We start from the raw sequence: 12,757 nt of genomic DNA, 5'->3' as shown, positions 1-12,757 counted from the left end.
GTTAGGGTCGGCAGGCCGAGCGGTCGTTACCGCCGTCGGCCCATCGGCCGGTCCGCAGCACGTCGGCCGCCGGTGCCACCAGCCGGTGAAGGGAACGGAACAGTGTCCGGATTGCGGAAATATGTCGCCGTCTGGCGCATCCCCGGCGGGCCCACCCTGCTGATCCCGGGCGTCATCGGCCGGCTCAGCATCGGGATGACCCCGCTCGCCCTGCTGCTGGTGATCAGCGACTCCACCGGCCGGTACTCGCTCGCCGCGATCGCCGGCGGCGTCTACGCCCTCGCCGGTGCGGCCCTCAGCCCGGTCGCCGGGCGGATCGCCGACCGGCTCGGCCCGAGCCCGGTGCTGCTGGCCACCGGGATCGCCCACCCGGTCGCCCTGATCGCCCTGCTGTTCGCCACCCGCAGCGGCGGCTCGATCCTGCTCGTCTTCCTGGTGTCCGGCCTCGCCGGTGCCAGCTATCCGCCGCTCAGCGCCGCGATCCGGGGCGCCTGGAACAACCTGACCAGCCCGGCCAGTGGCCGGTACCCGCTGCGCAACACCGCGCTCGCCGCCGAGACCACCATCTTCGAGGTGGTGTTCGTGATCGGCCCGCTGCTCGTCGCCGGGCTCATCGTGCTCGCCGACGCCGCAGCCGCGCTGGTCGCCGCAGCCGTACTCACCCTGGCCGGCACCACCATGGTGGCGCTCGGCAGGGCGATGCGCGGCTGGCGACCCCACTCACGGGAAGGCCACGCCCGGGGCCTCGGCCCGCTGCGGGTGCCCGGCTTCCCGGCGTTGCTCGCCTGCGTCGGCGGGCTGGGCATCGGCTTCGGTACGGCCGGCGTGGCGGTGCCCGCGTACGCCTCCAACTACCTGGGCACCAGCGACGACGGCGGCAGCCTCGCCGGCGTACTGCTGGCGGTCTGGGCCGTCGGTAGCGCCACCGGCGGGATCTACTTCGGCATCCGCCGACCGGCGGTCGACGCGTCCCGGCAGTTCGCCTGGCTGCTCGCCGGGGTCGCCGCCAGCTTCGTCGTGTACGCGGTGATGCCGCACCCGCTGGCCCTGGGCGTGGCACTGACACTCGGCGGCGCCGTGATCGCCCCGGCGCTGACCGTCGAGAACACCATGGTCGGCCGGATCGCCCCGGTCAGCATGCTGAACGAGGCGTACACCTGGGTGACCACCGTGGCGGTCGGTGCCAGCGCGGCCGGCGGTGCAGTCGCCGGGGTGCTGGTGGACCGCGCCGGTGGCCCGACGGCAGCGTTCCTGTTCGCCGCCGCCGCGCTCGCCCTGGCTGCGCTGCTGGCCGGCTGGCCGGCCGGTCCGATCAGCCGCGCCGAGGCCCGCGCGGCGGTCGACCTGGACCGGGCCCTGCTCGGCGACCCGGCCTGAGCTGGGTCAGCGGTAGTTGGTGAACTGCAGGGCGATGCCGAAGTCCTCCTGCTTGAGCAGTGCGATGACCGCCTGCAGGTCGTCCTTCTTCTTGGCGGTGACCCGCAGCTGGTCGCCCTGGATCTGTGCCTGGACACCCTTGGGCCCATCGTCGCGGATCTTCTTGCTGATCGCCTTCGCCTTGTCCGACTCGATGCCCTGGATGACCTTGCAGTCGATCTTGTAGGTCTTGCCCGACGAGCGTGGGTCACCGGCGTCCAGCGACTTGAGCGAGATGTTCCGCTTGACCAACTTCTCCTTGAAGACGTCCAGGCTGGCCTTGACCCGCTCCTCGGTCTCCGCCTGCAACGTCACGGCCTCCTCGCCGGACCAGGTGATCTCGGCGCCGGTGCCACGGAAGTCGAAGCGGGTGGACAGCTCCTTCTCGGTCTGCCGGAGGGCGTTGTCGATCTCCTGCCGGTCGACCTTGCTCACGATGTCGAACGACGGGTTGGCTGCCATGGTCTGCTCCCTGCCAGTGCGGGTCTCGGACGGTGTATCGGACGTTGCCGGACAGTTGACTCCCGCTGACGGTACCCGGTTGCGGGAGAGCCCCGTCATGCCGCTATCCTTTCCTGCGTCGCCTCGCGTGACGAGGCGGCACGCCCTGGCGGGTTGCCCGAGCGGCCAATGGGAGCGGACTGTAAATCCGTCGCGAAAGCTACAGAGGTTCGAATCCTCTACCCGCCACCAGGCGCACCAACAGCCCTTGACCTGCACCAACAGGTCAAGGGCTGTTGCCGTACGGCCGGCATGTCGTCCCACCCAGTCCCGCCGGATCCAGCCGTCTGCGGGCGGATCGGGGGCAGGTTGGTCCCGTTCTTAGACCGGCGCGGCAGCCGGAAGCCCCGACCTCGACGGCAGCCAACTGCGTCGATGGCGGGGACGACGGAATGAACGACAAGATCGGCGGCGCGCTCGGATGAGTGTCCGGGGTTCAGCCGTTCTCGGCTGGGGCGTCGTTGATCAGGCGTCGAGCCTCAGCGGTGACAGCTGCGTCGATCGCCTCGACCTCGGTGCTGGGCTGCCGGTGCCCCTCGTAGATGGCGTCTACGTACTCGTAGGCGTTGCCAAGGTTGATCAGCTCGGCTGCCAGGGGAGTGCCCTCGTGGGTGATGAAACCGTACGCCCAGGATGTGAGGTCGCGCGGTCCGATGGTCCCGGCGAGCAGCCGGTGAGCCATGACCCTGAGGGCCGCTTCCTCGCCTGCCCGGCTCCCCTGCCGGTAGTAGGCCAGGGAGAGTTCCGTGAGCGCGTCTTCGAGCCAACGGCGCAACTCGTCACTGTCGTTGCCTCGGGTCGGCGTGATGCTGGCCAGGATGCGCAGGGTCGGGCTGTCCAGGCCTACGACGAGACAGCCACAAGCAGCGTCGATCACGTCGGTGGCCGTCCCCGATCCGGCGCTCCAGAGGATGGCGGCCTCCTGGAAGCGGGTGAGCGCGTCGCTGCTGTGCACCGGTACATGGTGCTCCGTCTCGCCAACGTTGTCGGCGAGGTCCGGCCGGCGGTGCGGTGGGCGTGGGCGGATCGCGGGCGGTGGGGTCGGCGGGTGCAGACGCAGGCCAGGGCTTCGACACTGGCAAGATCGTGAGTGCCTGCAGATCCGTCGCGGAAGCTACGGAGGTTCGAATCCGCTACCCGCCACCAGGCGCACCGACAGCCCTTGACCTGCACCAACAGGTCAGGGGCTGTTGTCGTACGGGCCTGTGGTCGTACGGCCGGCGCGCCGTCGCGCCCGGTCCGGCCAGATCCAACTGCCAACGCCTTCCGGGACGACGGCTCTGGGACTGCCTTCCTGGACCCCAAGGTGCCTCTGCGGGCTTGATGCCACAGGTGCGTCAAGATGCACCTGTGGCATCAAGCCCGACCGGTGCCACCGATCCGGGATGGTTGCTCTGCGCCAATCGATCGTTGCGTATCGTTGTCGGTGGGTCTCGGAGGTCGACGACTGGCCCGCGTGCCGTGCCCGCCGGCCTGGACGGGGTAGTGTTCTCGGCCGCAGTACACCGTTTGGGCTGCGATTTCCGAACCGGCGAGTAGCCACCGACACCGAGCCGTGACCGAAAAGGGTGCCCTCGAGCGGCCAGCAGGGCTTAGCGTCGAGACCCGGCGACGGTCTGCTGTCGGCTGGCTGATGACTCGGTCAGTTGACCATCTATCCCGAACTTTAGTTACATAAAAGAGCAACAAATCACTTCCTTCATTGATTCATAATAAATCCGGCATGTCGGTCACAGTAATGGCCCGGTTGCGTCACTGAGTGCGGGGTTTGCCTAGTGTCCGTGGCCGCCAATCCTCCGCGCGGCGTCACTGGCTGTCGTCGAGCCGGATCACCCCGACTGAGCAGCAGCGGGACGAAAGCCGCAGGGCAAAGCCGCCGCTAAGGTTCTCCTCGTCCGATTGGCTAGGATGGGCGGTGCCGAAGGTGCAGGCCGGCCGCGTCAACCTACCGTTGGTGCGGTCCGGTGTGGCACCATCAGGACTCTGCCCCTCATTCGCGTAACTCATTCGCCTCCTTGGACGGGAGTCTGTAACATGCGTGGACACACGATGGGCCGCCGGCTCGGCAGGGTCGTCGCGGTCGCCGCACTCGGGATTGCTGTCTCGTTCACCGCTGGGACCGCCGCCCAGGCTGCCCAAGCCTGGGTTACGGTCGGTGACGAAGTGCCTGTGGTTTCCCCGGTGGACAAGTACGGCTTCGACGCTTCAGTGGATACGCAGGTCTCGCTCTACGACTTCAGCTGGACCTGATCGCCGCATCCGACACCAAGGGGATCGAGTGCCAAGGCCACAGGCGATCTCACGGCATTCTTCCGGGCGGGCCTGGTTCGTAACCGGGCCACTCGCTCTGATAGCCGTACTCATCTCTGTGGCCTTGGCCATCAGCCACCCCAATCCCACCGGAGATTGGCCGCTGGGCCTGCTGTTCTTCGGCTTGTTCCTCGCGGCACACGCGGCAATCCTGCTGTTCGAGGTGCGCCGGCAGTCGTTCACCCTGAACATCGGCGAGATCCCGTTTCTGCTGGGTCTGTTCTTTCTGCCACCACTCACTCTGATCATCGGCCGGGTGCTGGCCGCCGTGGTCGGTCACCTGAGCCGGCGGCAGCCGCCCGTCAAGTTGTGGTTCAACGTCGCGAACGTGGCGGCCGGCACGTCCATCGCCACCGCGATCGTCGTCAACGCCGACGTGCTCGACGCGGCCGAGCCGCGTACCTGGTTGACACTGGTCGGGGCGATGATCGCCTGCCAGATCATCACCTTGGTCGCCGTGCTCGTGGTGATCACCCTGGCCCAGGGCCGGTTGTCCACCAAGGAGCTCACCACCACGACGGTCCCCGCCCTGGTCGTCGCCTCCATCAACATCACCTTCGGCCTGGTCGTGCTGATCCTGCTGGCGCAGAGCGACTGGGCACTGATCCTGCTGGTCGCGCTGGTCATCTTCTTCGTGCTGGCCTACCGGTCGTATGCGAAATCACTGCGGCAGAACCGCACGCTCTCCGAGATCTACGCGTTGACCCGGGCGATCGCCGACACGCCGCACGACGGGACGATCGTCGACGTACTGCTCAAGCGGGTTCGCGAGGTGCTGCAGTCCGAGTACGCCACACTCTGGCTGCCGAAACAGGGGCGCTATCCCGAGGTGCTGCTGTCCGCGACCGCCGACGGGCAAGGGCTGGTCGACACGGTCGGCGCCCCGGAATCGATCCGCGAACACGTCTTCGAGACCGGGAGTTCGCTGGCCGTCGGGGCGAAATTCGGCGACAGCCCGTTCGACACGGCACTTCGTGAATGGGGCACGAAAGACGCCGTCGTGGTGCCACTACGAGCCGGTTCCCTGGTGATCGGCTGCCTGGAGGTGTCCGGCCGGCTCGGGGACATCTCCCACTTCGGGCCCGGTGACCTGCGGCTACTGGAAGCGATCGCCGTGCACGCCGCGGTCGCCGTGGAGAACTCGCGCCTGGTCGACCGGCTGCGCTACGACGCGGCCCACGACGGGTTGACCCGGCTGGCCAACCGTCGCCGGCTGACCGCCGCGCTCGACGAGTCGGTGGCCATCCGGACCCCGGGTGAGGTAGTCGCGGTCCTGCTCTTCGACGTCGCCGGGCTGCGGCAGGTCAACGAGTCGCTCGGTCACGCGGCCGGGGACAAGGTCCTGGCCGAGGTCGCTCGGCGGCTGCGGGAAAGCGCCCCGTCTGCCGCGCTGGTCGGCCGCAGCGGCGGGGACGAGTTCGTGGTCACCCTGCGGATGGAGGCCGCGGAGTACGCCGTACAGCTTGCGGTCGAGCTCCGTGACCAGATCCGCGACCAGATGGTTTTCGGCGCGTTGACCCTGGACGTCGACACCGTGGCCGGTGTCGCGGTGCATCCCGACCACGGCAGCGACGCCGCGACGCTGCTGCAGCGGGCGGACCTGGCGGCTACGGCGGCGAAGTCGGTGTCCGGCGGCGTCCAGTTGTTCAACCCGGCGTTGGAGTCCCGTTCGGTACGTCGACTCGGTCTCGCCGGCGACCTGCGGGTCGCGCTGGACGAGACGCAGCTGGAGGTCTACTACCAGCCGAAGGTGACGCTGCACGGCCGCCGGCTGGTCGGGGTCGAGTGCCTGACCCGGTGGGAGCATCCGACCCACGGTTCGGTCTCGCCGGAGGACTTCGTCGCGGTCGCCGAACACACCGGGCAGCTCGGTCGGCTGACCGAGTTCGTGCTGCGCGAAGGGTTGCGCCGCAGCCGGGAGTGGAACGTCGGTCAACAGCCGTTGCCGGTGGCCGTCAACCTGTCCGCCCGTACCCTGACCGATCCGGAGTTTCCCGAGCTGGTCCGGACCCTGCTGGACGAGGCGCAGATCGCTCCGGAGCTGCTCACCCTGGAGATCGCCGAGGCCGGTGTGCTGGACGGCACGGACCGGCCGATGCCGACCTTGCGGCGGCTGCGCGACCTCGGGGTACGGCTGTCCGTCGACGACTTCGGCACCGGATACACCTCGCTGGCCCACCTGCGCCGGCTGCCGGTGCACGAGGTGAAGGTCGACCGGTCGTTCGTGCAGGGGATGGCGACCGACCCGGGGGACCTGGCGATCGTCAACGCGGTCGTGACGCTGTCCCAGCAGTTCGGCCTGACCGTGGTGGCCGAAGGGGTGGAGAGCGAGTTGACCCTGGAGCTGCTGCAGGACATCGGCTGTCAGATCGGGCAGGGCTTCCTATTCAGCCGTCCGTTGCCGTATGAGCGGCTGGCCGCCTGGTACGAGGCCCAGGCCGACCCGGAGAGCCTGCAGTCCAGCGAGGTGCGCCGGCTGCGGGCAGTGCCCTGAACCCGACAGGTAGGGCCTTTGACCTGCGGCGGCGTGGACGGGCCAAGCTGATTTCACCTCGCGGGCGGGGACGTGTACTCTTACCCGTGCGCATCCGCCCAGGCGGGTGGGTGTTCGGCCCCCTTAGCTCAGTCGGCAGAGCGTCTCCATGGTAAGGAGAAGGTCTACGGTTCGATTCCGTAAGGGGGCTCAGAGGGTTCCACTGGACCCGTCACGGCGGTGTAGCTCAGGTGGTAGAGCAAACGGCTCATAATCGTTGTGTCGCCGGTTCAAGTCCGGCCACCGCTACGGTCGGCTTCGCGGGTGAGGCCGGTGGTACGAAGTACGGGTGGGCGCCGCAGGCGCCCGCTTTGCATGTCCGCGCTGCCGCAGGCTACGCTGGCACGCTGTAGTTGTTCCGATAGCGAGGAAGGCACCCCGCCGTGGCCAAGGCGACCGACGTCCGTCCAAAGATCACTTTGGCGTGTGTGGAGTGCAAGGAGCGCAACTACATCACGCGGAAGAACCGCCGGAACGACCCGGACCGCATCGAGCTGAAGAAGTTCTGCCCCCGGGACGGCAAGCACACGCTGCACCGCGAGACCCGCTGACCATCGCCGTTCCGGGCGGCCCGCACGTCGTCCGGGTACCGGCCAGCGGGTAGGTTGCTGCGCATGCCCATGGATCCGTCCTTAGTCGGTCGCAGTTACCCGCCCGGCGCTACGTACCTGGTGGGGCGGGAGAAGATCCGCGAGTTCGCCGCCGCCATCGGGGCCAGCGATGCCGTCCACCACGACCCGGATGCCGCCCGCAAAGCGGGCTATTCGGACGTGGTCGCGCCACCGACCTTTCCGGTGGCGGTCACCATGTCCTCGTCCGAGCGGGTGATCTCCGACCCCGATCTCGCGATCGACTACAGCCGGGTCGTGCACGGTGACCAGCGGTTCCGGTACGTCCGCCCGGTGGTCGCCGGCGACGAACTGGTGTGCACCGACACCATCGAGGAAATCATGTCCCGTGGCGGGCATGACTTTCTGACCGTCCGTACCGAGGTCGCCACCGCGGCCAGCGGTGAACCTGTGGTCACCGTCTGGATGAAGCTGGTCGTCCGGGGGGAGGACTGAGATGGAGCTGACTCCGCAACGGTTCCGGGTCACCCGGGCCGACCTCGTCCGCTACGCCGGAGCCTCCGGCGACTTCAACCCCATCCACTGGAGCGACCGGTTCGCCACCGGGGTCGGCCTGCCCGGTGTCATCGCCCACGGCATGCTCACCATGGCGTTGGCCGGGCGCGCGGTGACGCAGTGGGTTGGATCGGCGGACGCGGTGGTCGAGTACTCGGTCCGGTTCACCCGCCCGGTGGTGGTCCCGGACGACGACGAGGGGACCGAGGTCGAGGTGACCGGCGTGGTCAAGGGCAGCACCGAGGACGGGTTGACCCGGATCGACGTCACGGCCGTCTGCGCCGGCGAGAAGGTGCTCAGCCAGGCCCGGGCACTGGTTCGTCCCCCGCGCTGACGGCCGGTGGTACCGGCCCGGGTACGCGCGGTGCCGGTACCGGTTGGGAAAGTGGTGGCTCTACCCGTACACTGGTCCGCCGTGGGGCCTGTGACCCCTGTTCAGTCCTGCGTGGCCCTGCGCCTCGCCGGGTTGGGTGGGGTTGCCGACCCGCACAGGGGTGTAGCTCAATTGGCAGAGCAGCGGTCTCCAAAACCGCAGGCTGCAGGTTCAAGTCCTGTCACCCCTGCGCCCAAGGCCTGACCGACCCGGTGGGTCGGCTGCCGTCCCCGTTGGCGGCCGTCCCGCAAGGGGAATGGCCGATGTGCACGACGCAGCGCGTCTGACCTGGCGCGCGAACCGATCACCCCGACGGAGGGCGAGATGGCCGAGAGGAACCGGCGTGGCGATGACGCCGCGGACGACCGCCCCGAGGACGAGTCGATCGACGAGACGTCGGTCGAGGACGAGGTCGACGACGACGAGCCGGCGGCACGGGGTGGCACGGCCACCCGGAGCAAGGCCAAGGCGGAGTCGTCGGAGGGACGACCGAAGGCGAAGTCCGAGGCCGGGGTGGGGTTTTTCGGGCGGATCATCCGGTTCGTCCGCGAAGTGGTCGCCGAGCTGCGTAAGGTCATCTGGCCGACTCGTAAGGAGTTGCTGACCTACACCGCCGTGGTGGTCGTGTTCATCGCGGTCATGCTGACCATCGTGGCCGGGCTGGACTTCGTGTTCGCCAAGGGTGTGCTGTGGGTATTCGGCAACCCCAGCTGATTTTGTGACGGAAGTGAGCAAGCGTGCCTGAGTACGACGAGACCGCCGGCGTCACCGACGACCAGTCGACGGTGGCCACGGCGGCGGCTGATGAGTCGGTTGAGGCCGCCAGCGCACCACCGGTCCCCGCTGCCGGGGCGGACGAGTCCCCGGCCGACGCCAACGGCTCTGCCGCTGGGCCGGACAGTCCGGACAGTTCAGCGACCGACGTCGCCGAACCCGCCGCCGCAGCTGACGACGAGGAGTTCGACCCGGTCGCCGAGCTACGGCAGAAGCTGCGCTACGCGCCAGGCGACTGGTACGTGGTGCACTCGTACGCCGGCTACGAGAACAAGGTCAAGACCAACCTCGAGACCCGGATCAGCAGCCTCGACATGGAGGAGTACATCTTCCAGGTCGAGGTGCCGACCCGGGAGGAGGTCGAGGTCAAGAACGGCAAGCGGCTCCAGGTGCAGAACAAGGTCTTCCCCGGCTACATCCTGGTCCGGATGGACCTCACCCCGGAGTCGTACTCCTGCGTGCGTAACACCCCGGGCGTCACCGGCTTCGTCGGGGCGACCGACCGGGCCGACCGGCCGGCGCCGTTGTCGCTCAACGAGGTGCTCAAGTGGCTCGTCCCGGCGGTGGTGGCCGAGCCCAAGAAGGCCAAGCCCGAGGTCAAGGTGCTGGACTTCGAGGTCGGCGACTCGGTCACCGTGACCGACGGTGCGTTCGCCTCGTTGCCGGCCACGATCAGCGAGATCAACGCCGACCAGCAGAAGCTGAAGGTGCTGGTGTCGATCTTCGGCCGGGAGACCCCGGTGGAGCTGAACTTCAACCAGGTCGCCAAGATCTGACTCCGGCGCGGCCGGGCCGGCGGTTCTCCGGTGCCTGCGTCACCACTGCTGCACACCGACGGAGGCAACCCCAGCTGGGGTTGCCTCCGTCAGCTGCGCTAACCTAGAACGTCGGCCCTGGGCCGCGCCTGACCGTGCGCGCGTGTCGAGGGCTCGCCAGCCCGTGCCGGACGACGGCCAGTCGCCGGTGACGTCCCGCAGATCCGGTGCGGAACACCAGATCAAGCCCCAGGAAGTGACATGCCTCCGAAGAAGAAGCTCGTCAAGACGTTCACGCTGCAGTTGCCGGCGGGTCAGGCCACCCCGGCGCCGCCGGTCGGTCCGGCGCTGGGTCAGCACGGCGTGAACATCATGGAGTTCTGCAAGTCGTACAACGCGCAGACCGAATCCCAGCGGGGCGACATCGTGCCCGCTGAGATCAGCGTGTACGAGGACCGGTCCTTCACCTTCGTGCTGAAGACCCCGCCCGCTGCCCGGCTGCTGCTCAAGGCCGCCGGGATCCAGAAGGGCTCGGGCGTGCCGCACACCACCAAGGTCGGCCAGGTGACCACCGCCCAGCTGCGGGAGATCGCCGAGAAGAAGATGGCCGACCTCAACGCGAACAGCATCGAGCAGGCGGAGAAGATCATTACCGGGACCGCCCGGTCGATGGGCATCACCGTCAAGGAGTGACCCGTCCCGACCCGCGACTGCGGGTCGGAGCCGACCGACGTGGGAGGGCGCGCGTACGGCGTCGCCCGCCAGTGACCACAGGAGCCAGAGACAATGCAGCGCAGCAAGAACTACCGCAAGGCCACCGAGCAGATCGACCGGACGAAGCTGTACGCCCCGGCCGAGGCGGTGAAGTTGGCCAAGGAGACCAGCTCGGCGAAGTTCGACGCCACGGTCGAGGTCGCGATGCGCCTCGGTATCGACCCGCGTAAGGCGGACCAGATGGTCCGGGGCACGGTCAACCTGCCGCACGGTACGGGCAAGACGGCCCGGGTGATCGTCTTCGCCGCTGGGGCGAAGGCGGAGGAGGCCGTCGCCGCCGGCGCGGACGAGGTCGGCACCGACGAGTTGGTCGCCCGGATCCAGGGCGGCTGGCTGGACTTCGACGCGGCGATCGCCACCCCGGACCAGATGGCGAAGATCGGCCGGATCGCGCGGATCCTGGGCCCGCGCGGTCTGATGCCGAACCCGAAGACCGGCACGGTCACCATGGACGTGACCAAGGCCGTCTCGGACATCAAGGGTGGCAAGATCGCTTTCCGGGTGGACAAGCACTCCAACTTGCACCTGATCATCGGGAAGGCCTCGTTCGGCGAGGCCCAGTTGATCGACAACTACGCGGCCGTACTCGACGAGGTGCTGCGGGCCAAACCGTCCGCGGCCAAGGGCAAGTACCTCAAGAAGGTCGTGCTGACCACCACCATGGGGCCGGGCGTGCCGGTGGACCCGAACGTGGTCAAGGACCTGCACGAGGCGACCAACGAAGGCTGAGCGGTCCAGATCGACAGACGGTGGGGGTGGGGTCCGGCGGACCCCACCCCCACCGCCGACGGACGGATTTGGCGCCCGCCCGTGCGGTGCCGTACGCTTGCCGTATCCACACCCAAAGACCGCTGGTCACCGTGCCTCGGCACGGTTGAAGGTCCCGTTCCCACGGGCGGCCCGCGCAGGGGCGGAACGGACGATGAGTCTTCGCCGTCGGTTGACGGCTGCCTCGCCCCGTGCGCCCTGCGCCCGGGGCGTTTTTCGTGGGCGCGGGATCTTCACGGCCGGCCGGCCACCCGCCGGTCGGCCCCCAGCCTGGAGCACCAGAGAGGAGGGACATGGCGGACAAGCCGGTTCGTACCGACAAGGCGACCGCGGTCGCCGACCTGACCGAACGGTTCCGTGAATCGGGTGCCACGGTGCTCACCGAGTACCGGGGTCTCACCGTCGCCCAGCTGACCCAGCTGCGCCGTTCGCTGGGGCAGAGCGCGACCTACTCGGTGGCGAAGAACACCCTGGCCAAGCGGGCCGCGTCGGACGCGGGCATCGACGGACTCGACGAGCTGTTCACCGGTCCTACCGCGCTCACCTTCGTCTCCGGCGACGTGGTCGAGGCCGCGAAGGGCCTGCGCGACTTCGCCAAGGCCAACCCGATGCTGGTCATCAAGGGCGGGGTCTTCGAGGGGCGCGCGATCACCGCGACCGAGGTCAACAAGTTGGCCGACCTCGAGTCCCGCGAGGTGCTGCTGGCCAAGCTGGCCGGTGGTATGAAGGCGAACCTGAGCAAGGCTGCGGCCGTGCTGCAGGCCCCGCTGTCGAAGACCGCCCGCCTGGCGGCAGCGCTGCAGGACAAGCGCGAATCCGAGGGTACGCAGGCCTGACCCGCCAGCGCCCCGTTAACGTCATCAATTGGAAAGGAAGCCGACCATGGCGAAGCTCAGCACCGACGAGCTGCTCGACGCGTTCAAGGAGATGACGCTGATCGAGCTCTCGGAGTTCGTGAAGCAGTTCGAGGAGACCTTCGACGTGACCGCCGCCGCGCCGGTGGCCGTCGCGGCCGCCGGTGGCCCGGCCGCCGCCCCGGCCGAGGCCGAGCCGGAGAAGGACGAGTTCGACGTCATCCTCGACGCGGACGGTGGCAAGAAGATCCAGGTCATCAAGGTGGTCCGGGAGCTGACCGGCCTCGGCCTCAAGGAGGCCAAGGACCTGGTCGAGGCCGCGCCGAAGGCGGTCCTGGAGAAGGCCAACAAGGAGACCGCCGACAAGGCCAAGGCCAAGCTGGAGGCGGAGGGCGCGAAGGTCACCCTCAAGTGACCTGACCCACACCGAGGTTGGTTGCGGGCGGCGATCCCCGACGGGGGTTGCCGCCCGTTTCCGTTCGCACACCCGGTGCGACTGCCCGATGATCAGGGCATTTCGCCCTTGGCCGGGGTTGACGGGCTGCCCGGCCGGCTGGCAACCGGCTGAATCAGTG

At 68.6% G+C, this 12,757-nt stretch carries 14 protein-coding genes and 4 tRNA genes; 16 read left to right on the top strand and 2 right to left on the bottom strand.

Going from position 1 to position 12,757, the window contains the following annotated elements; genetic code table 11:
* The first annotated feature begins 102 nt into the window (after positions 1-102).
* Positions 103-1,377: an MFS transporter gene (locus tag ACFHWT_RS02720; protein WP_416592971.1), complete on the top strand. Its 1,275-nt coding sequence runs from the start codon at positions 103-105 to the stop codon at positions 1,375-1,377.
* Between the two features lie 6 nt (positions 1,378-1,383).
* On the opposite strand, the gene ACFHWT_RS02715 is transcribed toward ACFHWT_RS02720, so the two are convergent.
* Positions 1,384-1,878, bottom strand: a complete 495-nt coding sequence (locus ACFHWT_RS02715; protein WP_123607343.1) for a YajQ family cyclic di-GMP-binding protein — start codon at positions 1,876-1,878, stop codon at positions 1,384-1,386.
* Positions 1,879-2,025: 147 nt separating this feature from the next.
* Between ACFHWT_RS02715 and ACFHWT_RS02710 the strand changes: the two genes are divergently transcribed.
* Positions 2,026-2,109 (top strand) — tRNA-Tyr (locus ACFHWT_RS02710).
* Positions 2,110-2,353: 244 nt separating this feature from the next.
* On the opposite strand, the gene ACFHWT_RS02705 is transcribed toward ACFHWT_RS02710, so the two are convergent.
* Positions 2,354-2,872: a hypothetical protein gene (locus ACFHWT_RS02705; RefSeq protein ID WP_416592970.1), complete on the bottom strand. Its 519-nt coding sequence runs from the start codon at positions 2,870-2,872 to the stop codon at positions 2,354-2,356.
* A 1,079-nt stretch (positions 2,873-3,951) separates the two neighbouring features.
* Here ACFHWT_RS02705 and ACFHWT_RS02700 point away from each other — a divergent pair.
* The 14 genes from ACFHWT_RS02700 to rplL all read left to right on the top strand — a co-directional run bounded on the left by ACFHWT_RS02700 (position 3,952) and on the right by rplL (position 12,597).
* Positions 3,952-4,167, top strand: coding sequence for a hypothetical protein (locus tag ACFHWT_RS02700; protein ID WP_416592969.1), 216 nt, complete (start codon positions 3,952-3,954; stop codon positions 4,165-4,167).
* Between the two features lie 28 nt (positions 4,168-4,195).
* Complete coding sequence (locus tag ACFHWT_RS02695; RefSeq protein ID WP_416592968.1) at positions 4,196-6,721, top strand: putative bifunctional diguanylate cyclase/phosphodiesterase; 2,526 nt, start codon at positions 4,196-4,198, stop codon at positions 6,719-6,721.
* A 117-nt stretch (positions 6,722-6,838) separates the two neighbouring features.
* Positions 6,839-6,911 (top strand) — tRNA-Thr (locus ACFHWT_RS02690).
* A 25-nt stretch (positions 6,912-6,936) separates the two neighbouring features.
* Positions 6,937-7,009, top strand: a tRNA-Met gene (locus ACFHWT_RS02685).
* Between the two features lie 134 nt (positions 7,010-7,143).
* Complete coding sequence (gene rpmG, locus ACFHWT_RS02680; protein WP_046567246.1) at positions 7,144-7,311, top strand: 50S ribosomal protein L33; 168 nt, start codon at positions 7,144-7,146, stop codon at positions 7,309-7,311.
* 63 nt (positions 7,312-7,374) lie between these two features.
* Positions 7,375-7,824 carry an FAS1-like dehydratase domain-containing protein gene (locus ACFHWT_RS02675; protein ID WP_416592967.1) on the top strand — a complete coding sequence of 150 codons (450 nt, stop codon included), beginning with the start codon at positions 7,375-7,377 and terminating at the stop codon, positions 7,822-7,824.
* Position 7,825: 1 nt separating this feature from the next.
* Positions 7,826-8,218, top strand: a complete 393-nt coding sequence (locus ACFHWT_RS02670; RefSeq protein WP_416592966.1) for a MaoC family dehydratase — start codon at positions 7,826-7,828, stop codon at positions 8,216-8,218.
* Positions 8,219-8,374: 156 nt separating this feature from the next.
* Positions 8,375-8,447 (top strand) — tRNA-Trp (locus ACFHWT_RS02665).
* A gap of 134 nt (positions 8,448-8,581) precedes the next feature.
* Complete coding sequence (gene secE / locus ACFHWT_RS02660) at positions 8,582-8,971, top strand: preprotein translocase subunit SecE (protein WP_123606162.1); 390 nt, start codon at positions 8,582-8,584, stop codon at positions 8,969-8,971.
* A 23-nt stretch (positions 8,972-8,994) separates the two neighbouring features.
* Positions 8,995-9,807 (top strand): transcription termination/antitermination protein NusG, encoded by an 813-nt coding sequence (gene nusG, locus ACFHWT_RS02655; protein ID WP_416592965.1) that lies wholly within the window; start codon positions 8,995-8,997, stop codon positions 9,805-9,807.
* A 240-nt stretch (positions 9,808-10,047) separates the two neighbouring features.
* On the top strand, positions 10,048-10,479 hold the full coding sequence (gene rplK, locus ACFHWT_RS02650; protein WP_278173660.1) for a 50S ribosomal protein L11: 432 nt from the start codon (positions 10,048-10,050) through the stop codon (positions 10,477-10,479).
* A 93-nt stretch (positions 10,480-10,572) separates the two neighbouring features.
* Positions 10,573-11,289, top strand: coding sequence for a 50S ribosomal protein L1 (rplA, locus tag ACFHWT_RS02645; protein ID WP_416592964.1), 717 nt, complete (start codon positions 10,573-10,575; stop codon positions 11,287-11,289).
* A gap of 332 nt (positions 11,290-11,621) precedes the next feature.
* On the top strand, positions 11,622-12,164 hold the full coding sequence (gene rplJ, locus ACFHWT_RS02640) for a 50S ribosomal protein L10 (protein ID WP_416592963.1): 543 nt from the start codon (positions 11,622-11,624) through the stop codon (positions 12,162-12,164).
* 46 nt (positions 12,165-12,210) lie between these two features.
* A complete protein-coding gene (gene rplL / locus ACFHWT_RS02635; RefSeq protein WP_123606157.1) occupies positions 12,211-12,597 on the top strand; it encodes a 50S ribosomal protein L7/L12 in 387 nt (128 codons plus the stop codon).
* Positions 12,598-12,757 lie beyond the last annotated feature (160 nt).

Origin of the sequence: Micromonospora sp. LOL_021 (assembly GCF_048060215.1) — a bacterium.
Lineage (GTDB): Bacteria > Actinomycetota > Actinomycetes > Mycobacteriales > Micromonosporaceae > Micromonospora_E.
This window is presented reverse-complemented; position numbering and strand designations above follow the sequence as displayed.